This is a genomic window from Nocardioides secundeburneus (genome assembly GCF_039939255.1).
GTDB lineage: Bacteria > Actinomycetota > Actinomycetes > Propionibacteriales > Nocardioidaceae > Nocardioides.
On sequence record NZ_JBDUUE010000006.1, the window covers coordinates 334,939 to 355,228 of the forward strand.

The window sequence follows — 20,290 nt, forward strand, 5'->3', positions numbered from 1 at the left end:
GCCGTCAGGCCTCGTCGCCGAGCCCGTCGACCGGCGAGACCACCCGTCGGACGACGGGCATGGTCTGGGTGCGCTCGGTCATGTCGTGCGCCGCGTGGTCTCGGGCGAGGTCGCGCAGCCGGCACGCGACGCCCTCCGCGCTCGGTCGGCTCCCCGGAGCCAGCGCGGTCATCGCGGCCAGCAGCGCCGGCCAGCCGCGCGGCAGCGACGCCGGGATGAGCGGGCCGTGGTGCAGCCTGACGAGCCGGGCGTCCATAGAGCTGTCCGGGAAGCTCGGGGTCCCGGTCAGGGCCTCGAGCAGCAGCAGCCCGAGGGCGTAGACGTCGGCGGCGCCGGTCACCTTCTCGCCCCGCAGCTGCTCGGGGGCCATGAAGGCAGCGGTGCCGACGACGCGCTCGTCGTCGCCGACCGGCTCGTCGTCGACCACGAGCCGGGCGACCCCGAAGTCGGTCAACCGGGCCCGCCCCGACGCGGCGACCATGACGTTGCTGGGTTTGACGTCCTGGTGCACCACGCCGGCGGCGTGCGCGTGGGCCAGGCCCGCCGCGACCTGGGCCGACAGACCGGCCAGCACCCCGTGCCCGACGGGGCCGGCGGCCAGGACACGGGACAGCGGTTGTCCCTCGACGAGCTCGAGGACGAGCCAGGGCGGGGTGTCGTCGAGGCCGGCGTCGAACGGCGTCACGATCGCCTCGTGCGACAGGCGCGCCAGCAGCCGGGCCTCGGTGACGAACTGGTCGCGGACGTCGTCGGTCGCCTCGCTCACGACCTTGAGGGCCACGTCCCGCTCCAGCACCCGGTCGTGGGCTCGGTAGACGCACGCCATCCCACCGCGGCCGAGCGTCGCGACGACCTCGTAGCGACCGCCGAACAGGCGGGGGTGCGCGGTGCTCACCGGAGCACCCCCGCCCTCGACTCGCACCGGGGCGCGGTGTCGTTCGTGCCGACCATCGGTGCTCCCCGTCTCCCGGCCACTCAGAGGAGCAGAATCGCCAGGACGATGACGACGAGGACGAGCGCGATGATCGCGATGGTGCGTGTGTTCATGGGTTGCCTCCAGGTGCGTGGGGGTAGGTGCTTGCCAGCGGTACCGGCCGGGCGGCCGGACCGCTGCCGGTCAGACGTTGTCGGTCCTGTTCTCGCGCACCGTCTGCGACCCGTCCGGGTGGGTGACCGTCTGCACGGCACGCGAGCGTCGCCCGCTGTTCCACGTGACGGCGGTGATGACGATCAGGACCGCACCCACGGCGGCCATGATCCACCCCACCATCGTCAGGTCGATCCCGTTCACGCTGTCCGTGACCGCCAGGGCCAGGACCAGCCCCACGACGACCAGGAACGCTCCGAATCCGTATCCCATGACAACTCCTCTCACGACCCGCAGGCCGGTAACGGCGCGAGGCGCCGGAGGTCTGTCCTCCATCGAGTCATGTGACGAGACCCGGCCGGCGTTACACCACCGGCCGAAGACCACCCCCTTGGGCGAACTGACCTCCGGCCGGCGAGGCGCCGCTCCCCGGGGTGAGGCGACGACGACGCCGAGACCCCACAGTGGTGACGTCTTCGAGTGACTCACCACGACCCGGGTGGTGCTTCCACTCCGTGTACTGGGGTGATCGAGGACTGCAGGTCCTGGCCCGGGACCGTGGCCAGGACCTGCTCCCTCTCATGTCTCGCCGAGACCGTCGGCGAGTAGTGCCGACGTCGTCGCACGGACGGCGTAGGCAGCATCTGCCACCGTAGGGGTCGCCACCGACAACCTCGCGTCGTCGAGGTCCGGCACGGCCTGTGGACCCTGGCCCACCGGGGACGCGGGCCAACCCGCGGGGTCACCTGTAGGGGTATCGGGCCGGCGTAGGTCACCATGGGCTCGACCGGTATGTCCCGGCCAGGGAGGCAGGCCCGTCGTGGTCTCATCCACTCCACCCGACGCACCCCGACAGCGCGGTCCGGTCGCCGAGACGGCTCGAGCACCGCGCGTGGCGCTGCTCGACGACTCGGAGCTCGCCCGGGCCGGCCTGGCCGCGATCCTGGCGCCACTCGCCTCTCGGGTCGACTTCGTCGGACACGGCGTCGACGAGATGGCGACGTCACCGGTCGACGTCCTGCTCTTCGAGCCGGTCGGCATGAGCCCGGCCGACCGGGCCGTGGTCACCGGGGCGGGCCGGTCCGGTGCGCGCTGCATCCCCTACACCTGGGCCGACCCGCACGGGGTCGTGGAGCAGCTCGGCAGCGGCGACGACCCGATCGACAGCTACCGCCACGGCCCTCGCGAGTCCCGGGTCGTGCTCCCCAAGACGCTGACGGGCCCGCAGCTGGTCGACACGATCGAGCGCATCATCACCGGCCGCGACCTCTCGCGCTCGCTCACGCCCGACACCAGGACCGGGGTCGGTCAGGACATCTTCGACCACCTCGAACGCCAGCAGGTCACCCGGCTGGCCGCGCAGCGCGCCGTCGTGCACACCGAGGACGCCGAGGCGCCCCATCCCACCCGCATCAACGACGTCGGGCTCACCGAGCGCGAGAACGACATCCTCGAGCTGGTCGCCCGGGGGCTGTCGAACATCGAGATCGGCACCGAGCTCGGCCTCAGCATCAACACGGTCAAGACCTACGTGCGCAGCACCTACCGCAAGATCGGGACGACGTCACGCACCCGGGCCGTGCTCTGGGCCACCAGCCACGGGTACGGCGAGGCCGACCCGCAGTCCTGAACGCGCGGAGGGCCTCCGGCGCCGTTCCCCCACCCGGGTGAAATCCGGGCGTCCCACCCTCGCGGATGGGCGGGCGCGACGACGAGGCGGACTAATCATGAGCCATGAGCGATGAGAAGACAGATGGCCGCAACCTGCACGTGACCGACAGCGGCGGTGACGGACGGCCGGTCGTCCTGATCCACGGCTGGCCGCTGTCGGCGGAGTCGTGGAGCGCCCAGGTGCCGGCTCTCAAGGACGCCGGCTACCGCGTGGTCGCCTACGACCGGCGCGGCTTCGGACAGTCCGACCCGGGCGACGCCTACGACTACGACGCCCTGGCGGGCGACCTCGACAACGTGCTCGCCGACCTCGACCTGAACGACGTCACCCTTGTGGGCTTCTCGATGGGCGGCGGCGAGGTCGCCCGCTACGCCTCGGCGTACGGCACCGACCGGCTGCACAGCGTGGTCTTCGCCGCGGCGGTGCCGCCCTACCTACTCAAGGGCGACGACAACCCCGACGGACCGCTCGACCAGGACGCCGCGGCTGAGATGCGCTCGGGTCTGGAGCAGGACCGTGACGCGTTCTTCGACGGCTTCGTCACCGACTTCTACTCCGCGGGTGGCGACCTCAAGGTCAGCGAGGAGGAGCGACAGAAGGCCCTCGCCCTCGCGCAGCGGTCCGACCAGGGCGCCGCGCTCGGCTGCATGGACGCCTTCGGTGGCACCGACTTCCGCGAGGACCTGTCGAAGATCACCGTGCCGACGCTCGTCATCCACGGCGACAGCGACGCCACCGTGCCGTTCGAGGGCTCGGGCAAGCGCACCCACGAGTCCATCGCGGGCAGCGAGCTCGTGGTGCTCGAGGGCGCCCCGCACGGGTGCAACGTCAGCCACGCCGACGAGTTCAACCGCGCACTGCTCGACTTCCTGCAGAAGTGACCTCGGGCGGACGCCGGTCGGCCGCCTGAGCCCGTGGCCGGGCGGTCGACCGACGCGAGCAGGAGCTCCACCCTTGGTCTGGCGCCGCAGCGCCTGGCGAGCAGAGCTGGGCGTCGCGACGACGTCACGGCACCCGGCGCAGCTTCACTCCGCCGGCTCGAGGACGACGACCCACCGGTCGTGGTGGCACTCGACCTCGCGCACCCCTAGCCCGGCGGCGCTCGCCACCTCGGCGATGTCGTCGAGGCCGACGACCGACCACCGGAACGGGCTGCTCGACGACTCGTCGTCGGCGATCGTCGCCCACACCGTCTTGGCCGGGACGCCGGGCGGCGCGACCTCGACGACGACGCGGCCCGCCGGAGCGAGCACCTCGCGCAACCGGGACAGCAGGCCGACCGGGTCGCCCCCGATGCCGACGTTGCCGTCGGCCAGCAGGCACGTCTTCCAGCGGCCCTCGCCGGGCAGCTTCTCGAACACGCTGCGGCGCAGCGCCGGGGCCCCCCGTCCGACGGCCTGCACGACCGCCTCGGGCACGACGTCGATGCCGAGCGCCAGGACGTCGGCCCGGGTGAGCGCGGCGGCCATGCGGCCGGGCCCGCAGCCGACGTCGAGCACCGGGCCGTCGCACAGCGCGAGGACGGCGCGGTCGGCATCGTCGGCCTCGCGGGTCCACGCGGTCATCGGCAGCCGGTAGGGCGCGTCGTCGAGCCCGACGACGTCGCACGGGCTACCACGCAGGGCCCGTGCGAAGACGGCGCTGAAGCTGTCGGCACGAGGCTCCAGAGGACGATTGATCTGGTCGGTCACGCGACCTCCTCCTGCACGCGCCGCCAGGCTCGCGCGAACCGGGTGGCGGGGGCGCGGCCGGCCACGACGCCGGCATCGGCGACGGTGTCGACGTCGGTGAGGGCGGCCGCGGTCGCGACGTCGAGACCACGCGTGCGCAGCGCCTCGACCGTGTCGTCGAACGTGTGGTCGGTCGACATCGGCACGCCGGCGAGGGCCTCGGCGTCGGCGGGGTCGCGCAGCGCCAGCACCCACCACCCGCCGTCGTCGGCCGGGCCCAGCACGGCGTGGTGGGTCTCGAGACCGGCCGCCACCTCGGCCAGCAGGTCGGCGGTGACCTGCGGGGTGTCCATGCCGACCTGGACGACGGGCCCGGGCCCGGCGTCGGTGTGCGCCGCGGCGAGGCGTTCGTCGAAGCCGTCGCCGCGCTGCGCGACGACGGTGGCCGTGCCGAGTGCCGTCTCGAGGTCGTCGCGGCGCTCGGCCCGGTCGAGGTCGCCGGTCAGGGCGACGACGAGGCGGGGCGCCGACGCGCCCGCCTCGAGCGTGTCGAGGAGAGCGGCCGCGGCGAGGTCTGCGGCGCACCGGTCGCCGACCTCGGCCGCGAGGCGGGTCTTGGCGAGCCCGGCCACGGGCGCCTTGGCGACCACCAGGAGTGTCCAGGGGTTCATCGGGCGAGCACCTTCGCGAAGTCGCGCGCGGTGCGCACGGTGCCGACGACGGAGCCCGACACCTTGGAGCGCGTGCCCTCGGCGCGGGGGTGGTAGGCGACGTCGTGCTCGGTGAACCGCCACCCGGCCGCCGTCGCCTTCTGCAGCATCTCGACGGGGTAGCCGAACCGACGGTCGCGGACGTCGAGGTCGAGCAGGGCCTGCCGCCGGCACACCCGCATCGGGGCGATGTCGTGCGCGTCGAGGTCGATGCGGCGGCGCAGCCAGGCCACGATGAGCGCGTTGCCGGCGCGGGCGTGCCACGGCCACGCGCCTCGGCCCGTCGGACGGCGTCGTCCGACGGCGATGTCGGCGTGACCTTCACGGACGTCGGCGAGCAACCCGACCAGCTCCAGGGGGTCGAACGACCCGTCTCCGTCCATGAAGGCCACGTACGGGTTCGTCGCGGCCTCGAGTCCGGCTTGGACGGCGGCGCCGTAGCCCGGCGTCGGCTCGGTGACCACCCGGGCGCCGAGGCGTCGGGCGACGTCGGCGGTGCCGTCGGTGGAGCCGTTGTCGGCGACGACCACCGAGAATTGAGGCGGCACGAGCGGTAGGAGTGCACGCAGCGCCGGAGCCTCGTCCCGGCACGGCAGGACGAGGTCGCACTGCACGTCGGGCGTCGGCATCGTCCGACCAACGCTAGGGACCTCGGACAAGGCCGCGCCCCACCCCAACCGGCGACGTAGGTGCTCGTAGGGTCACGACTGATGACCGAGCCGGCTCCGCCCGCCCCACGCGCCGTCGCCCGCGCCGCGTGGGTCGGCCTCGCGCTCACGGGGCTGCTCCTCGTGCTGTCGTTCCGGCTGCCGGACCTGCTCGACATCGAGACCCTGTCGCGCCGCCCGTGGCCCGGCGAGGACCGGGTGCCGCCCCTGCGCGGCTACGTCGACGTGAAGCCGTGGACGTCGCCGGAGACGGTGCGCGTCGTCGTCCTCGGCGTCCTCGCCTGGCTGGTCCTCCCCCGCCTGGCCTGCACGGTGCGTTGGCCGGTGCTGCTCCTGCTGACCTACGTGGTGGGCCTGGGGTGGCTCCTCGCCCTCGCCTACGTCGACGGCTCGGAGGGCATCGCCCGGGTCGAGGCGGCGCCCGACGAGTACCTGCAGACGGCGCAGGCCGTCACCGACGTCCCGGCGCTGCTCGACGGCTACATCGGCCGCATCACCTACGGCGAGCCCGACAGCTGGCCGGTGCACGTGGCCGGGCACCCACCGGGTGCCCTGCTGTTCTTCGTCGCGCTCGTGCGGCTCGGGATCGGCTCCCCCTACGGCGTCGGTCTCGCGGTCACGGTCGTGGCCGCGGCCACCGCCCCCGGTGCCCTCGTGGCCCTGCGCGCGCTCGGTGCCGAGCAGGTCGCGCGGCGCGCGGCCCCGTTCCTGGTGCTCACCCCGGCCGCGGTGCTCATGGCCGTCTCGGCCGACGCGGTCTTCGCGGCGGTGACCACGTGGGGGCTGGCCTTCCTGGCGCTCGCGGCCTCGGCCACCGCACGCCGCGGCACGATCGGCTGGGGCCTGGTCGCCGGGCTGTTCCTCGGACTCGGTGTCTTCATGTCCTACGGACTCGTGCTGATTGGCCCGGTGGCCCTGGCCGTGCTCGCGGCGGTCCGCTCGTGGCGGCCCCTGCCCTGGGCGGTCGGTGGGGCCCTGGTCGTGACCGTCGTGTTCGGCGCGTTCGGCTTCTGGTGGTGGGAGGCGTACGGTCCGCTGACGGCGCGCTACCAGGCCGGCCTCGGCGGGCTCCGCCCCCAGTCGTACTGGGTCTGGGCCAACCTCGGAGCGCTGCTCGTCTCGGCCGGGCCGGTCGTCGGCGTCGGTGTCGCCTGCGCCGTGCCGCGGGTCCGGGCCACGGTGCGCGGCGCGGTCGGTGAGCGCCGGACGGCGGTGCTCCTGTCGCTGGGCGCGGCGGTCTCGCTGCTCGTCGCCACGCTGTCGGGGATGAGCAAGTCCGAGGTCGAGCGCATCTGGCTGCCGTGGGTGCCGTGGCTGCTCGTCTCGGCCGTGCTGCTGCCGGAGCGCTGGCGGCGTCCGGCCCTCGCGGTGCAGGTGGCGACGGCGATCGTGCTGCAGCAGACCGTGTTCACCCAGTGGTGACCACAGTGGTGGCCGCCGCGACGATCAACCGCGCAGCGGCGCCGTCGCGAAGGCCGGGAGGCCGGTCTCGGGGCGCACCTCGGCGGTGAAGCCGAGCTCGGCCGTGGCCCGCGCCGGCGAGGCGACGACGTGGCGCACGTCGCCCAGGCGGTAGCCCCCGGTGACCTCGGGCTCGGGCGTCGTGCCCGGCACGCCCGAGGCCACCAGGCGGGCGACGTCCAGGATCGTGACGGGGGTGCCGGAGGCGACGTTGTAGGCCCGGTAAGGCGGGAGCGCACCGGTGCCCACCGCCTCGACCGCGGCCAGGTTGGCCCGGGCGACGTCGTCGACGTGCACGAAGTCGCGTACCTGGCCGCCGTCCTCGTAGACCTGCGGCGACTCACCACGCTCGAGCGAGGAGCGGAACATCGCGGCCACGCCCGAGTAGGGCGTGTCGCGGGGCATGCCCGGTCCGTAGACGTTGTGGTAGCGCAGCGCCACGGCCGAGGCGTCGGCCTGGCGCACCCACGACGACGCGTAGTGCTCCTGGGCGAGCTTGCTGGCCGCGTAGGAGCTGCGCGGGTCGAGGCGGTCGTCCTCGTCGACGGTCTCCCAGCCCAGGGCCCGGTCACAGTCGGGGCAGTGGTTCTCGACGTCGCCGGCCTCCAGAGCCTCGACGCGCCGCGGTCCGGGCACCCGCACCCCGTGCTCGGCGCACGCGTAGCGACCCTCGCCGTAGACGACCATCGACGAGGCCAGCACCAGCCGGTCGACGTCAGCCTGGTGCATCGCCGCCAGCAGCGCGGCCGTGCCGAGGTCGTTGTGGGAGGCGTACGCCGGCAGGTCGGAGACGGCCACGCCCGCACCGACGACGGCCGCCTGGTGGCAAACCACGTCGACGCCGTCGAGCACACCGCGCCACTCACCGGCGTCGCGGACGTCGAGCACCTGGGTACCCGGTGGCGCGGCGGCGTCGCGTCCGTGCGCCTGGGGCAGCAGGAGGTCGATCCGGACGACATCGTGTCCGGACGCCTCCAGGGTCGATCCGACGGCAGTTCCGATGAAACCGGCCGAGCCGGTGAGGAGGACGCGCACCCGGCGAGCCTACGGTGAGACGTGCACCACCCTGGTGGGTGGCAATCCGGTCGGGCGGCGTCGTCGAACACCTTGCTGACAGCGCACGTCGCGCCCCCACTCCGACAGGAGCACCACCATGAACACACGCATCACCAAGAAGGCCCTGGCCGGGACCGTCGGCCTCCTCTTCCTCGCCGTCCCGCTCGCCGCCTGCGGCAGCGAGGACAACGACGGCGGCAACAGCTCCGGCTCGGGCGACAGCAGCAGCCAGAGCATCCAGTACGTCGCGCAGATCACCGACCTCAGCCAGAACAAGGGCAGCACGACCGCGGTCAAGCTCGACCCCGGCTTCCTGCAGGCCCTCACCGACCTCATGGTGACGCCGTCGCCGTTCAAGGAGGCCAAGCTCGACGGCGACACGATCTCGTTCCCGATCACCGGTGGCAACGTCGGCCTGTTCGAGCCCGGCACCACCCCCGACTACGTCGTGGGCCAGATCCAGCACGAGAACTCCGGGCTCAACCTGGAGGCCGGTGGCACGACCGTCACCGTCGGCAACTTCGACGTCGACCCGGTCGCCTCGATCGTCTACGGCGACGTCGCGGTCGACGGCAAGGTCGCCGCCACCAGCATCCCGATCTTCCGCCTCAACGGCACCACGCTGAAGCCGCCGACGGTCGAGGCGGGCCAGGACGTCGTCCTGACGGGTTCGGGCGTGTTCCTGACCCAGGGTGCGGCCGACCTGCTGAACAGCACCTTCGGCATCGACGCCCTCAGCCAGGACGTCAAGGTCGGCGTCGCGACCATCACGGTCAAGCCCTGACCCGCATCGATCACACAGACGCCGCGTCGGCCCGCCCGGGCCGGCGCGGCGTCGTGCGTCCGGTCAGAAGGCGTAACGGACCGTGAGGTAGGGCGTCTCCTCCGCGATCAGACGGAGGAGGTCGTCGCGCCACTTCGCCTTCCACCGCGCCCGGTACCGCACGTTCTCCTGGCCGCTGTGGCTCGTCTTGCCCTCCTGCAGGTCCGGGCGCCACAGGGCGTCCTCGCCGCGGGGGTGCCAGCCCAGGTTGACCTCGTGCAGCGCCTCGTTGTGGGTGAGGAAGATGATCTCGCCGGCGAGCTGGGCCTTCGCCCGCCGTCCGAGCGCGGCGTCGACCTGCTGCAGCAGCTCGCGCCACTCCGCGACCCAGTGCTCATGGACGACGACCGGGCTCAGGTTGAGGTGCACCTCGTAGCCGGCCTCGACGAAGTCGTCGACGGCGGCGAGCCGCTCGGCGATCGGCGAGGTGCGCAGGTCGAGCAGGCGCGACATCCGCTCGGGCATGATCGAGAAGCGCACGCGGGTGCCGCCGCGGGGCTCCCAGTCGAGCAGGTCACGGTTGACGAGCTTGGTGGCGAAGCTGGCCTTGGCGCCGTCGGTGCGGGCGAACAGGTCGACGAGGTCGCGCACGTTGTCGGAGACCACGGCGTCGAGCGAGCAGTCGCCGTTCTCGCCGAGGTCGTAGACCCAGTCGACCGGGTCACACTGGTTGGGGCCGGGCTTCGGGCCCTGCCGGCGGACGTGCCGCTCGAGGTAGCCGAGGATCTTCTCGATGTTGACGAACACCGTGACCGGGTTGGCGTACCCCTTGCGCCGAGGCACGTAGCAGTAGCCGCACGCCATCGCGCACCCGTTCGACGTCGAGGGCGCGATGAAGTCGGCGGAGCGGCCGTTCGGCCGCGCGCTCAGGCTCTTCTTCTCGCCCAGCACCAGCACCTGCCGCTTCGTGCGCACCCAGTCGCGCACGCCCCCGGGATTGCCGTACAACCCGGGGATGTCTCCGTGCGCACGCACCTCGACGCGCTCGGCGTCCGGGAACCGGGCGAGGACCTGCCTCGCCCGGTCCCAGGACTCGATGTCGGGCTCGTGGTAGATCGTCCGGACGTCGAGCAGCCGCTGGGGCGCGCGGGCGGCGCGTCGTGGCGGGGTCAGCGGGCCACGCCCAGGGTCGACGGCCTCACGGCTTGAAGACGACCTTGACCATGCCGTCCTCCTTGTCGCGGAACTTGCGGTACGCCTCCGGTGCCTCCTCCAGCGGCAGCCGGTGGGTGGCGAAGTCCTCCACGCCGAGCACGTCCTCGTCGCGCTGCAGCAGGTCGAGGATCTCGTCGCTCCACCGGTGCACGTTGGCCTGGCCCATCTTCAGCGTCAGCTGCTTGTCGAACAGCTGCAGCATCGGCATCGGTGAGGCGGCACCGCCGTAGACGCCGGAGATCGAGACGGTCCCGCCGCGCCGCACGGCCTCGAAGGCGGTGTAGAGCGCGTCGAGCCGGTCGGAGCCGGTGTTCTGCATGAGCATCTCGGCGAGCTTCTTGGGCAGGAAGCGCAGCGACTTCTGGGCCGCCTCGGCCACCGGTGAGCCGTGGGCCTCCATGCCGACGGCGTCGATGGCCGAGTCGGTGCCCCGGCCGTCGGTCAGCTCACGCACCCGGTCGGGCACGTCGTCGGCGTCGATCTCGTTCGTGTCGATCACCTCGGCGCCCCACGCCGCGACGCGCGCCAACCGCTCGGGGACCGAGTCGACCACGATCACCCGCTTGCCCTGGTGCAGGGCGATCCGCGCGCTCATGTCGCCGATCGGCCCGGCCCCCAGGACGAGCACCGACCCGCCGTCCGGCACGTGCGCGTAGTCGACGGCCTGCCACGAGGTCGGCAGCACGTCGGAGAGGTAGAGGTAGCGCTCGTCGGGTGCGCCGTCGGGGATCTTGATCGGCAGGGTGTTGCCGAACGGCACGCGCAGGCCCTCGGCCTGGCCGCCCGGCACCTGGCCGTAGAGCTTGGAGTAGCCGAAGAGCGATGCGCCGGTGCCGTGCTCGCGGTTCTGCGTGGTCTCGCACTGGCTGTGAAGGTGGCGGCTGCAGGTCCAGCAGGTGCCGCACGAGACGTTGAACGGGACGACGACCCGGTCGCCGGGCACCAGCGCGGTGACCTCGGCCCCGACGTCCTCGACGACGCCCATCGGCTCGTGGCCGACGACGTCGCCCTCGGTCATGAACGGCGTCAGCGGGTCGTAGAGGTGCAGGTCGCTGCCGCACAACCCGGTCGAGGTGATGCGGACGACGACGTCGGTCGGCTCCTCGATCCGCGGGTCGGGGACGTCGATGACCTGCATGTCGTTGCGGCCCTGCCAGGTGACGGCTCTCATCGTGCTCCTTCGGGTCTGTCTCCGGTGGTGGACATTCGTCGACCGGTGCCCAGACGTGCCTGGGCGAGCCTCACCCGGCGGGGCGACCCGGGGCCTCAGCCGCAGGCCCAGCGGACGAGGGCGAGCGCGACCGCGTCCTCGAGCAGTGCCGCCGGCCACGTGACGCCGCGTTCGGCCCCTGCGTGACGCAGCGCCGCTCCGCCCAGCGTGCCGGCGGCGGCACCGATCGCACCCGCCGCGGCGGGCAGGACCCAACCGGCCTCCTCGCGCCGGGCCAGGGTCGCGGCACCGACGGTGCCGAGCACGACTCGGGCCGTGAAGGGCGGAGGGGCGAGCCGGCTCGGGGTCACGGGGAGCTTGTCGACGGCCAGCTCGGTCGCGACCAGGCCGGCGGCGACGACCTGGGGCCAGCGACTAGCGGGTCCGATGGACGGCGGCACGAGCCCGAGCGTGCTCCGCGCCCCGCTCGCCAGCCCGACGGCGAACCCCCGGGCGAGCACGGACGGGCGGCGGCGCGGCAGGCTCTCCATCGGACCAGGATCGGCCACCGGCGGGTCGGGCCGGACCACCCGGCCGGTCATCCCGGCCGGCGGTGGACGCACAGCCGCCGCCGTGCCTGCACGAGGCAGACGGCGGCGGCGGCGGACGGTGCCGGCGGACCGGCGGTGGAGCGGGTGACTCAGACGTGCGCGGACTTGTTGCGGCCCATGAGGCTCTCGACGACGCCGATGAGCAGCACCGCGGCGATGATCGCGACGATCGCGCCGATGATGTTGAGCTCGAAGATGTCGCCGGTGCCGATGGCCGAGGCGACGACGCCACCGATCAGCGACCCGAGCACACCCAGGACGAGAGTACCCACGATGCCGAGGTTCTGCTTCCCGGGCTTGATGAGACGAGCGAGCGCGCCGACGACGAGTCCGAACACGAGAAATCCGATGATGGCCATGTGAATGTTGTAGTACTCGGACACATCGTCCCGGCTCACCCGTGCGTGGAGTCGCGGGAGTCGCGGACGAGTCGCTCGTCACACGACGACGGCGCTCCACCCCGACGGGCTCGCCCGCAGGGACGTGCCGCCGCCCGCGTCGGCGCAGGAGAGTGAGCACATGGCAGAGCCCAGCGGCCCGACCGCGCTCATCAGACTCCGTGTCGACGGCCGCGACCGCGAGGTCGAGGTCGACGTCCGTACCACCCTGCTCGACGCGCTCCGCGAGCGTCTGCAGGTCACGTCACCGAAGAAGGGGTGCGACCACGGCCAGTGCGGTTCGTGCACCGTGCTGCTCGACGGACGCCGCAGCCTGTCGTGCCTGGCGCTGGCCGTGGCCCACGACGGCGCCGAGGTCGTGACCGCGGCCGGCCTGGGGTCGCCCGACGACCTGCACCCGGTGCAGCAGGCGTTCCTCGACCACGACGGCCTGCAGTGCGGCTACTGCACGCCGGGCCAGGTCTGCTCGGTCGTCGGCATGCTCGACGAGGTCGCCCAGGGCCAACCCAGCCATGTCACCGACGACCTGTCCGGCGAAACCGGGGCGGTCGCGCTGACCGACGACGAGGTGCGCGAACGGCTGAGCGGCAACATCTGCCGCTGCGGGGCCTACGCCGGCATCGTCGCGGCCGCCCGACAGGCCGCCGAGACCACGGAGGCGGTCCGGTGAAGCAGCTCACCTACCTCCGACCCACGAGCGCGGCCGAGGCGGTCGAGGCGGTCACGGGCCACCCCGGGGCCTGCTACCTCGGCGGCGGGACCAACCTCGTCGACCACCTCAAGCTCGGCATCACGACACCGGATCGACTCGTCGACGTCAACCGCCTCGGCCTCGACACGGTCGAGGAGACCGAGACCGGCCTGCGGGTGGGCGCCGCTGTGCGCAACAGCGACCTCGCCGCCCACCCGGTCATCCGTCGCGACTTCCCGGCGTTGAGCCGTGCCTTGCTGGCCGGCGCCTCCGGGCAGATCCGCAACCAGGCCACGACGGCCGGCAACCTGCTCCAACGGACGCGGTGCGTCTACTTCCAGGACGCGACCACGCCGTGCAACAAGCGCGAGCCCGGTAGCGGGTGCTCGGCGATCGGCGGCTACGGACGCTACGACGCGGTGCTCGGAGCGAGCGAGGCCTGCGTCGCCGTCCACCCCTCCGACATGGCCGTGGCGATGAGTGTCCTCGACGCCGAGGTCGTCGTGCTGGGCCCCGAGGGTGAGCGCCGGGTGCCCTTCGACGAGCTGCACCGCCTGCCCGGCCACCACCCCGAGCGCGACACCACGCTCGAGCACGGCGAGCTCGTCACCGCCGTCGAGCTGACCCGGTCGTCGGCGGCGCGTCGCTCGACCTACGAGAAGGCCCGCGACCGGGCGTCGTACGCCTTCGCCCTGGTCTCCGTCGCCGCCGCGCTCGAGCTGGCCGGCGACGACGTGGTCGACGTCCGCATCGCCTGGGGCGGGGCCGCGCACAAGCCGTGGCGGGCTCGCACCGCCGAGCAGCTGCTGCTCGGGGGCCCGCTGGAGGAGCAGCGAGTCCGCGACGCCGTGGCGGAGGAGCTGCGGCCAGCCGCGACGACGTCCGAGAACCACTACAAGATCGCCATGCTGACCGGCATCACCGCCCGGGCGTTGACCCGGCTGGCCGTCACGAGGGAGGACGCGCGATGAGCACCGCCGAGCCGATCACCACCCGCGCGGTGGGCACCCACCACGACCGGGTCGACGGGCCGCTCAAGGTCACCGGTCAGGCGTTGTACGCCGTCGAGCACGGCACCGACGACGGCATCACCGATCCGGTCGTCGCCTGGCTGGTCGGTGCACCCGTGGCCAAGGGCCGCGTGCTCCGCATCGACGCCGCCGACACCCTGCGCCACGACGGCGTCGTGGCGGTCGTCGACCACACCAACGCGCCCCGGCTGGTCGAGACCGACGACGCCGAGCTCGCGATCCTGCAGGACGACCGCATCCACCACCGCGGGCAGATCGTGGCCGTGGTGCTCGCCGAGACCGCCGAGGCGGCCCGCGAGGGCGCCCGGCTGATGCGGGTGCACGTCGACGAGGAGCCCCACGTCGCCGCTCTCGACGACGGCGGGCTGGCCGCGCCTGACGAGGTCAACGCAGGCCACGAGACCGACTGGGCCGACGGCGACCTCGACGCCGCCCGGTCCGCGGCGTCCGTCGTCGTCGAGCAGCGCTACACGACCCCGCACGAGCACAACTCCCCCATGGAGCCGCACGCCGCCTCCGCCCACTGGGACGGCGAGCGGCTGACCCTGTGGGACTCCACGCAGGGCGTCCACCCGGTCGCGAAGACCCTCGCCCCGATGCTCGGGCTCGAGCAGGACCAGGTGCGGGTGCGCGCGCCCTACGTCGGCGGCGGCTTCGGCAGCAAGGGCCTGCCCCACTCCCCCGAGATGGCCGCCGCGCTCGCCGCCATGACGCTGCCCGGTCGGTGGGTTCGTCTCGCGGTCACACGGCAGCAGATGTTCGCGCTCACCGGCTACCGCACCGAGACGCGCTCGCACATCAGGCTGTCGGCCGAACCCGACGGACGGCTGCTCGCGGTCGAGCACGACGCCGTCAGCCAGACGTCGGCGCACAAGGAGTTCGTCGAGCAGACCGCCACGGCGGCCCGCATGCTCTACGCGGCCCCGGCGCGCCGCACGACGCACCGCGTGGCGGCGCTCGACGTCGCCGTGCCGTCGTGGATGCGCGCGCCCGGTGAGATGCCGGGCGTCTTCGCGCACGAGGTCGCGATGGACGAGCTCGCCGAGGCCTGTGGCGTCGACCCGGTCGACCTGCGGGTGCGCAACGAGCCCGCCACCGACCCGGAGACCGGCAACCCGTGGAACGACCGCCGTCTCGTCGAGTGCCTGCAACGCGGCGCCGAGCGGTTCGGCTGGGCCGACCGTCCGGCAGAACCCGGCACGCGCACCGACGGCGACTGGTACGTCGGCACGGGGGTCGCGACGTCCACCTACCCGGCGCTCTGGATGCCCGGCAACGCCACCCGCATCGAGTCCCGCGCCGACGGGCGCTACGCCGTCGGCATCGGCGCGGTCGACATCGGCACCGGCGCGCGCACCGTGCTCCGCCAGATCGCGGCCGACGCCCTCGGGGTGGAGGTCGGCTGCATCGACCTGGCCATCGGCGACACCTCGCTGCCGGTCGCCACGGTCGCCGGCGGGTCGGCCGGCACCGGCTCGTGGGGCACCGCGATCACCCAGGCCGCCCAGCAGTTCCGCGCCGACCACGGCCCCGCGCCCGAGGCGGGCCTGCACACCGTCGCGACCACGGAGTCCTACCCCGACATGGAGAACCACTCCCTGCACTCCTTCGGCGCCGTCTTCGCCGAGGTCCGCGTCGACCGCTGGACGGGCGAGGTGCGCTGCACCCGCCTGCACGGCACCTACTCGGTCGGTCGGGTGGTCAACCCCACGACCGCGCGCTCCCAGCTCTACGGCGGCCTGCTCATGGGCCTCTCCGGCGCGCTGCACGAGGACGGCGTGCGCGACCCCCGGTTCGGCCACACCGTCACCCAGGACCTCGCGACCTACCACGTGGCCGCGCACGCCGACGTGCCGCAGGACCTGTCGGCCGAATGGCTCGACGAGAGCGACGAGCTCGTGACGCCGTACGGCGGGCGGGGCATCGGCGAGATCGGCATCGTCGGCACGGCCGCGGCGATCGCGAACGCGGCCTGGCACGCGACCGGGGTCCGCGTGCGCGACCTGCCGCTGACGGCCGACCGCTTCCTGTGACGACGGGCGGTCAGCGCCGCCGGCGCTGATCGTCGTCAGACAGCAGCGGCACTCGCGGCGATCCAGTCGTCACCGTCGCGGCGCACCAGACCGAGCTCCTCGAAGGCCGACAGCCACCCGGCCATGGGCCACTCACCCCAGCGTTCGCGGAAGAGTCGGCCGTTGCGCAGGATGGCGTCGAGGTGCTCGACCGGTGGCGAGCTGACCGTGTGGTGCTGGTGGTAGGCCCGCGCCCCGCCGAGCCACCACAGCTCGACCCTGGCCGCGCCAGCCTGTCGTGCGAAATCGGTGTCCTCGCCGCCGTAGCCGACGTAGGCCTCGTGGAAGCCACCGACCCGGCGCCACGTCGCGGGCGAGGTCGCGAAGGACAACGACCAGAACAGGTTCGGGTCCCCCGAGCGCACCTGCTCCCCCACGGCGGGAGCCGGACGGGCCCGGTGCGGTGCGTCGAAGCCGTCGAGCTCGGCCGGGTGCGAGACGAACACGTCGGGCCCCAGGTAGGTCACGGGCCCCGACCAGATGCGGTCGGGAGCCTGACGCACCGCCTCGGCGTACGACGCCACGAGACCGGCTCCGGCGAGGCAGTCGACGTCGAGCAGGACGACGACGTCGGCGCCGGCGTCGAGCACGTGCTGGACGCCGCGGTTGCGAGCGGCGGCCAGCGGCAGGCCCTGCTCGACGCCGGGCACGTGGATGACGTCGCGCACGAGCCCGCGGTGGGTGGCGACGTCGAGGGCCGGGTCGTCCATCGCGACGACGACGTAGTGGTCGGGACGACGTCGTCCGAGGGCCAACGACCGGTGCTGGGCGTCGAGGTGGCCGCGCCGGCCGTGCGCGATCGTCACCACGCCGACGCGGGTCACCGCGGCATCCCGGCGGTCTCGCGGACGACGTCGGCGAAGCGTTCGACCGCGTGACCGTCGCACCACGCGGCCCACGCGGCGCCGTCGAGGATCGCCGCCTTCTCGAGGGCCTCGTCGTCACTAGGCCACGTGTCGAGCACGACGACCGGCCACGGGCCGTCGCGCAGCACGGCGGCGGTGGTGACCTGCTCGTCGTGCGGTCGCTCCTGGGGCACCACGACCGCGGGACGACGGGCCGCGGCCACCTCGGCGAGCGCGTTCTGGCCGGCGTGGGTGATCACCACGTCGGCGTCGCGCAGCAGCGGCGACGGGTCGTCGACCCACGGCCCCGCCGCGCCGCCGATCACGGTCACGGTCCACTCACCGACGCGCTCGGGCAGGTCGGCGTGCCCGCCTCCCCCGACCATGAGCACCGCCCGGCGGCCCGTCGTCCGCCCGACCAGGTCGTCGGCGTCGTCGTCGGCGTCGTCGGCGGCGGCCGGGAAGCGCGACAGGGCACCGACCGTGCGGATGCGCTCCTTGACCGCGACCGGGACGCCGCAGAGCATGCCGTGCGCCTCGGCGGGCCAGAAGGCGACCAGCGCGTCGGCGACCTCCAGCCCGAGGAGGTGAGCCGGGTCGTCGCGGTGCCCCGGCTGCACCACCGAGACCACCGGCACGCCGTGCAGCCGCACGAGCAGCGTGACCTCGACCGAGACGTCGACGACGAACGCCCGCGGACGCACCGCCTCGATCCAGCCCGAGATCGCCGACGTGCGGGCCCGGAGACCGTCGTGGCCCAGGGGCGCCCAGTGCAGGCGGTTGCGGGCGGTCTGACCCACCGGCTCCCCGTCGTCGTCGCGCGGCAGCTCGACCCAGCCGCCGGGCCAGTCGTCGGGCCGCGGCAGCGACGACAGCCCGGTCAGCACCGGCCCGCCGGTCTCGGCCAGGTGCCGGGCGAGGGCGGTGGCGCGGTGCAGGTGACCGCGTCCGACGTGGTGCACGTAGTAGCCGACGTGCTCGACGGCCTCGGAGCTCATGCCGCGACCGGCTCGTGGGTCAGCGCGGCGTAGCAGCGCTCGTAGTCGTCGACCATCCGCTCGAGCGAGCAGGTCCGCTCCGCGTGCCGACGCACGGCCGCGCGGTCGAGACGGCGCGCGTCGCGGATGGCCCGGGCCAGGGCCGCCTGGTCGCCGGGCTCGACCAGCACGCCGCCCTCGACGCCGACCACCTCCGGGAGGCCGCCGCGCGCGTAGCCCGCGACCGGCGTCCCGGAGGCCATCGCCTCGGAGGCCACGAGACCGTAGGGCTCGTCCCAGTCGGGGGTCACGACAGCGACCGAGGCGGCGCGCAGCAGGTGGGCCAGCTCGCGGTGGTCGAGGTGCCCGCGGTACTCGACGCCGCCGCCGAGGCGGGGTGCGACCTCGCGGTCGAAGTAGTCGCGGTCGTGAGCCGGCCCGACCAGCACGAGACCGAGGCCGGCCCGACGGCACGCGTCGATGGCCAGGTGCGGCGCCTTCTCGGGCACGAGGCGGCCCGACCAGACGGCGGGACCACCGCCACGACCGAAGCGCCAGCGCGCGAGGTCGATGCCGTTGGGGACGACCTCGCTGTGGACCACGTGCGACCAGGTGTCGGAGGTGTGCGCGGACACGGCGACGAACGAGGCGGGGTTGGGGCCGAGGTGGATGGCCGACTCGATCAGCGGGAGCGGGGGCGTGTGCAGCGTCGTGAGCAGCGGGACGCCGAGCGCCGGCGCCATCGCGACCGGCAGGTGGTGCAGGCTGTTGTTGTGCACCACGTCGAACTCGGCGGTGCCGGTACGGGCCAGGCGCAGCATGAGCGCCAGGTAGGCGTGGTGCTCGGCCAGGGCTCCCCGGGAGGGAGCGTTCACGTCGCGCATCGCGGCCTCGCTCGGTTCGAACGAGGCGGTGCCGAGGTAGGTGACCGGCAGCGCCGGGTCGGAGCCCGGGGCGGCGAACAGCGTGACCTCGTGGCCGCGGCGGACCAGCTCGGCGGCCAGGCCGTGGGTCATGGCCTCGAGCCCGCCGGCGAACGGCTCGATGATCGGGAAGCGGCTGGAGGCGACGAGACAGATCCTCATGCCGTGACCCCGCGGTAGATCCGCTCGTGCGCGGCGGCGACCTCGCGCCGCTGCCGGCGTCGCTGCTCGACGGTCGTGCCGAGGTCGCGGCGGTCCGCCCACGCGCTCCTGACCGCGTCGGTCAGCGAGGTGGCGACGTAGTGGTCTTCGTCGTGCACGTACGTACGGACGGGGCCCTGCTGGGCGTAGTAGCCGCAGCTCGGCGCGACCACCGTCGTCCCGAGGTCGCGGCAGGCCTCCAGCCAGCCCGAGTGCGTGCCGAAGCGGTACGGCAGCACCGACACGTCGAGCGAGGCGAGGTAGTCGAACAGGTCGTCGTCGCTGAAGTAGTCGTGCACCCGCAGGTCGATACGCCCCGCGTCGGCGTGCGTGCGCAGCAGGCGGGTCAGCGACGCGTCGTGCCGCACGAAGGTCGGCTCGAGCACGTCGCGGTGGACGTCGACCTGCAGCACGGCGTCCGGCAGGGGGGCGACGGTGTCGACCAGCGTCGCCACCACCCGCTCCGCAGCCATGGAGGCACGCAGGCTCTTCAGGTGCAGGCCCACGCGGAACGGGCGACCGCCGTGCGCGCGTCGTCCGACCTCGCGCATCGAGCGGACCTTCCGCATCGTCTCGAACGGGACGACGTGCGGGTGCGGCACGACGACGGCCTCCCGGCCCCACCGCCGCCGGATCTCCTCGGCGGCCCCCGGCGTCAGGGTGACGAGGGCGTCGGCCGCAGGAACCAGCACGTCGAGCTGGGCGTCGTGCGCCGTCCGGTCGACGTGGTGCGGGTTGCGCAGGTCGTGGACCGTGTAGACGAGCGGGACGCCGTGGCGTCGCAGGGCGTCGACGACCTGCTGCAGCTCGGCGGGCTCGAGGGCGTCGAAGCCGAAGTGCACGTGCAGCACGTCGATGGTCGCCCCGTGCGCCTCGACCCAGGCCGCGTCGAGCATCGCCGGCGGCCACCACGACGCACCGGCCGGGGTGGTCGTGCCGCGCGCGGGTGGGTCGGCGAGTCGGCGCACGGCTCCGTCGGCGTCGTCCGGCAGCGGTTCGAGGTGGCGCACGTAGACGTGCCCGGCAGGCACGCTGGCGACGGTGAGGACACGCGTCGACGCGTCATGGGTGAGGGTCACTCCACGAGGT

Annotated in this window: 21 protein-coding genes; 7 read left to right on the forward strand and 14 right to left on the reverse strand. The window is 73.5% G+C overall.

Features of this window, described 5'->3' with window-relative positions:
• Positions 1 to 4 precede the first annotated feature (4 nt).
• Together ABFT23_RS17970 and ABFT23_RS17975 are read right to left on the reverse strand one after the other, a co-directional pair.
• Positions 5 to 895 (reverse strand): serine/threonine-protein kinase, encoded by an 891-nt coding sequence (locus ABFT23_RS17970; protein ID WP_347897648.1) that lies wholly within the window; start codon positions 893 to 895, stop codon positions 5 to 7.
• 222 nt (positions 896 to 1,117) lie between these two features.
• Positions 1,118 to 1,360 carry a DUF6458 family protein gene (locus ABFT23_RS17975; protein ID WP_347897650.1) on the reverse strand — a complete coding sequence of 81 codons (243 nt, stop codon included), beginning with the start codon at positions 1,358 to 1,360 and terminating at the stop codon, positions 1,118 to 1,120.
• 619 nt (positions 1,361 to 1,979) lie between these two features.
• Here ABFT23_RS17975 and ABFT23_RS17980 point away from each other — a divergent pair.
• Together ABFT23_RS17980 and ABFT23_RS17985 are read left to right on the forward strand one after the other, a co-directional pair.
• On the forward strand, positions 1,980 to 2,717 hold the full coding sequence (locus ABFT23_RS17980) for a response regulator transcription factor (protein ID WP_347897652.1): 738 nt from the start codon (positions 1,980 to 1,982) through the stop codon (positions 2,715 to 2,717).
• Positions 2,718 to 2,821: 104 nt separating this feature from the next.
• Positions 2,822 to 3,640: an alpha/beta fold hydrolase gene (locus ABFT23_RS17985; protein WP_347897653.1), complete on the forward strand. Its 819-nt coding sequence runs from the start codon at positions 2,822 to 2,824 to the stop codon at positions 3,638 to 3,640.
• A 144-nt stretch (positions 3,641 to 3,784) separates the two neighbouring features.
• On the opposite strand, the gene ABFT23_RS17990 is transcribed toward ABFT23_RS17985, so the two are convergent.
• From ABFT23_RS17990 to ABFT23_RS18000, 3 genes are read right to left on the reverse strand one after another with little or no spacing between them, the layout of a single operon-like run.
• Positions 3,785 to 4,450 (reverse strand): class I SAM-dependent methyltransferase, encoded by a 666-nt coding sequence (locus ABFT23_RS17990; RefSeq protein WP_347897655.1) that lies wholly within the window; start codon positions 4,448 to 4,450, stop codon positions 3,785 to 3,787.
• On the reverse strand, positions 4,447 to 5,100 hold the full coding sequence (locus ABFT23_RS17995; RefSeq protein ID WP_347897657.1) for a TIGR04282 family arsenosugar biosynthesis glycosyltransferase: 654 nt from the start codon (positions 5,098 to 5,100) through the stop codon (positions 4,447 to 4,449). Before ABFT23_RS17995 ends, ABFT23_RS17990 begins: the two co-directional genes overlap by 4 nt.
• Entirely contained in the window at positions 5,097 to 5,768 is a 672-nt protein-coding gene (locus ABFT23_RS18000; RefSeq protein WP_347897658.1) for a glycosyltransferase family 2 protein, read from the reverse strand. The genes ABFT23_RS17995 and ABFT23_RS18000 overlap by 4 nt, the downstream gene beginning before the upstream one ends.
• 81 nt (positions 5,769 to 5,849) lie before the next feature.
• On the opposite strand from ABFT23_RS18000, the gene ABFT23_RS18005 reads away from it, so the two are divergent.
• Positions 5,850 to 7,229, forward strand: a complete 1,380-nt coding sequence (locus ABFT23_RS18005; RefSeq protein WP_347897660.1) for a hypothetical protein — start codon at positions 5,850 to 5,852, stop codon at positions 7,227 to 7,229.
• A gap of 24 nt (positions 7,230 to 7,253) precedes the next feature.
• On the opposite strand, the gene ABFT23_RS18010 is transcribed toward ABFT23_RS18005, so the two are convergent.
• Positions 7,254 to 8,303, reverse strand: a complete 1,050-nt coding sequence (locus ABFT23_RS18010) for an NAD-dependent epimerase/dehydratase family protein (RefSeq protein WP_347897662.1) — start codon at positions 8,301 to 8,303, stop codon at positions 7,254 to 7,256.
• A 118-nt stretch (positions 8,304 to 8,421) separates the two neighbouring features.
• Between ABFT23_RS18010 and ABFT23_RS18015 the strand changes: the two genes are divergently transcribed.
• The gene (locus tag ABFT23_RS18015; RefSeq protein WP_347897664.1) at positions 8,422 to 9,108 is read left to right on the forward strand and encodes a hypothetical protein; all 687 of its coding nucleotides are present in this window, start codon (positions 8,422 to 8,424) and stop codon (positions 9,106 to 9,108) included.
• Between the two features lie 63 nt (positions 9,109 to 9,171).
• Here ABFT23_RS18015 and ABFT23_RS18020 read toward each other — a convergent pair whose 3' ends face one another.
• The 4 genes from ABFT23_RS18020 to ABFT23_RS18035 form a co-directional block, all read right to left on the reverse strand.
• Positions 9,172 to 10,260, reverse strand: coding sequence for a spore photoproduct lyase family protein (locus ABFT23_RS18020; protein WP_347897968.1), 1,089 nt, complete (start codon positions 10,258 to 10,260; stop codon positions 9,172 to 9,174).
• 25 nt (positions 10,261 to 10,285) lie between these two features.
• Positions 10,286 to 11,473 (reverse strand): zinc-dependent alcohol dehydrogenase, encoded by a 1,188-nt coding sequence (locus tag ABFT23_RS18025; RefSeq protein WP_347897666.1) that lies wholly within the window; start codon positions 11,471 to 11,473, stop codon positions 10,286 to 10,288.
• Between the two features lie 95 nt (positions 11,474 to 11,568).
• Complete coding sequence (locus ABFT23_RS18030) at positions 11,569 to 12,003, reverse strand: hypothetical protein (protein WP_347897668.1); 435 nt, start codon at positions 12,001 to 12,003, stop codon at positions 11,569 to 11,571.
• A gap of 149 nt (positions 12,004 to 12,152) precedes the next feature.
• The gene (locus ABFT23_RS18035; protein ID WP_347897669.1) at positions 12,153 to 12,422 is read right to left on the reverse strand and encodes a GlsB/YeaQ/YmgE family stress response membrane protein; all 270 of its coding nucleotides are present in this window, start codon (positions 12,420 to 12,422) and stop codon (positions 12,153 to 12,155) included.
• A 160-nt stretch (positions 12,423 to 12,582) separates the two neighbouring features.
• Here ABFT23_RS18035 and ABFT23_RS18040 point away from each other — a divergent pair, with 160 nt between their 5' ends.
• From ABFT23_RS18040 to ABFT23_RS18050, 3 genes are read left to right on the forward strand one after another with little or no spacing between them, the layout of a single operon-like run.
• The gene (locus ABFT23_RS18040; RefSeq protein WP_347897671.1) at positions 12,583 to 13,131 is read left to right on the forward strand and encodes a 2Fe-2S iron-sulfur cluster-binding protein; all 549 of its coding nucleotides are present in this window, start codon (positions 12,583 to 12,585) and stop codon (positions 13,129 to 13,131) included.
• Entirely contained in the window at positions 13,128 to 14,123 is a 996-nt protein-coding gene (locus ABFT23_RS18045; RefSeq protein WP_347897673.1) for an FAD binding domain-containing protein, read from the forward strand. The genes ABFT23_RS18040 and ABFT23_RS18045 overlap by 4 nt, the downstream gene beginning before the upstream one ends.
• Positions 14,120 to 16,216, forward strand: a complete 2,097-nt coding sequence (locus ABFT23_RS18050; RefSeq protein WP_347897675.1) for a xanthine dehydrogenase family protein molybdopterin-binding subunit — start codon at positions 14,120 to 14,122, stop codon at positions 16,214 to 16,216. Before ABFT23_RS18045 ends, ABFT23_RS18050 begins: the two co-directional genes overlap by 4 nt.
• 35 nt (positions 16,217 to 16,251) lie before the next feature.
• On the opposite strand, the gene ABFT23_RS18055 is transcribed toward ABFT23_RS18050, so the two are convergent.
• The 4 genes from ABFT23_RS18055 to ABFT23_RS18070 are packed head-to-tail and all read right to left on the reverse strand — an operon-like array spanning position 16,252 to position 20,232.
• On the reverse strand, positions 16,252 to 17,079 hold the full coding sequence (locus ABFT23_RS18055; protein WP_347897677.1) for a glycosyltransferase family 2 protein: 828 nt from the start codon (positions 17,077 to 17,079) through the stop codon (positions 16,252 to 16,254).
• Complete coding sequence (locus ABFT23_RS18060; RefSeq protein ID WP_347897679.1) at positions 17,076 to 18,098, reverse strand: glycosyltransferase; 1,023 nt, start codon at positions 18,096 to 18,098, stop codon at positions 17,076 to 17,078. Before ABFT23_RS18060 ends, ABFT23_RS18055 begins: the two co-directional genes overlap by 4 nt.
• Positions 18,095 to 19,162, reverse strand: coding sequence for a glycosyltransferase family 4 protein (locus ABFT23_RS18065; RefSeq protein WP_347897681.1), 1,068 nt, complete (start codon positions 19,160 to 19,162; stop codon positions 18,095 to 18,097). The genes ABFT23_RS18060 and ABFT23_RS18065 overlap by 4 nt, the downstream gene beginning before the upstream one ends.
• Positions 19,159 to 20,232 carry a glycosyltransferase gene (locus ABFT23_RS18070; RefSeq protein ID WP_347897683.1) on the reverse strand — a complete coding sequence of 358 codons (1,074 nt, stop codon included), beginning with the start codon at positions 20,230 to 20,232 and terminating at the stop codon, positions 19,159 to 19,161. Before ABFT23_RS18070 ends, ABFT23_RS18065 begins: the two co-directional genes overlap by 4 nt.
• Positions 20,233 to 20,290 lie beyond the last annotated feature (58 nt).

What these genes read in the sequence shown, in the direction of transcription:
- ABFT23_RS18065 (WP_347897681.1), bottom strand. Translation starts at nt 19,162, where the DNA reads ATGAGGATCTGTCTCGTCGCCTCCAGCCGCTTCCCGATCATCGAGCCG.
- ABFT23_RS17975 (WP_347897650.1), bottom strand. Translation starts at nt 1,360, where the DNA reads ATGGGATACGGATTCGGAGCGTTCCTGGTCGTCGTGGGGCTGGTCCTG.
- ABFT23_RS18025 (WP_347897666.1), bottom strand. Translation starts at nt 11,473, where the DNA reads ATGAGAGCCGTCACCTGGCAGGGCCGCAACGACATGCAGGTCATCGAC.
- ABFT23_RS18040 (WP_347897671.1), top strand. Translation starts at nt 12,583, where the DNA reads ATGGCAGAGCCCAGCGGCCCGACCGCGCTCATCAGACTCCGTGTCGAC.
- ABFT23_RS18060 (WP_347897679.1), bottom strand. Translation starts at nt 18,098, where the DNA reads ATGAGCTCCGAGGCCGTCGAGCACGTCGGCTACTACGTGCACCACGTC.
- ABFT23_RS18015 (WP_347897664.1), top strand. Translation starts at nt 8,422, where the DNA reads ATGAACACACGCATCACCAAGAAGGCCCTGGCCGGGACCGTCGGCCTC.
- ABFT23_RS18035 (WP_347897669.1), bottom strand. Translation starts at nt 12,422, where the DNA reads ATGGCCATCATCGGATTTCTCGTGTTCGGACTCGTCGTCGGCGCGCTC.
- ABFT23_RS18005 (WP_347897660.1), top strand. Translation starts at nt 5,850, where the DNA reads ATGACCGAGCCGGCTCCGCCCGCCCCACGCGCCGTCGCCCGCGCCGCG.
- ABFT23_RS18050 (WP_347897675.1), top strand. Translation starts at nt 14,120, where the DNA reads ATGAGCACCGCCGAGCCGATCACCACCCGCGCGGTGGGCACCCACCAC.
- ABFT23_RS18030 (WP_347897668.1), bottom strand. Translation starts at nt 12,003, where the DNA reads ATGGAGAGCCTGCCGCGCCGCCGCCCGTCCGTGCTCGCCCGGGGGTTC.
- ABFT23_RS17995 (WP_347897657.1), bottom strand. Translation starts at nt 5,100, where the DNA reads ATGAACCCCTGGACACTCCTGGTGGTCGCCAAGGCGCCCGTGGCCGGG.
- ABFT23_RS17985 (WP_347897653.1), top strand. Translation starts at nt 2,822, where the DNA reads ATGAGCGATGAGAAGACAGATGGCCGCAACCTGCACGTGACCGACAGC.
- ABFT23_RS18000 (WP_347897658.1), bottom strand. Translation starts at nt 5,768, where the DNA reads ATGCCGACGCCCGACGTGCAGTGCGACCTCGTCCTGCCGTGCCGGGAC.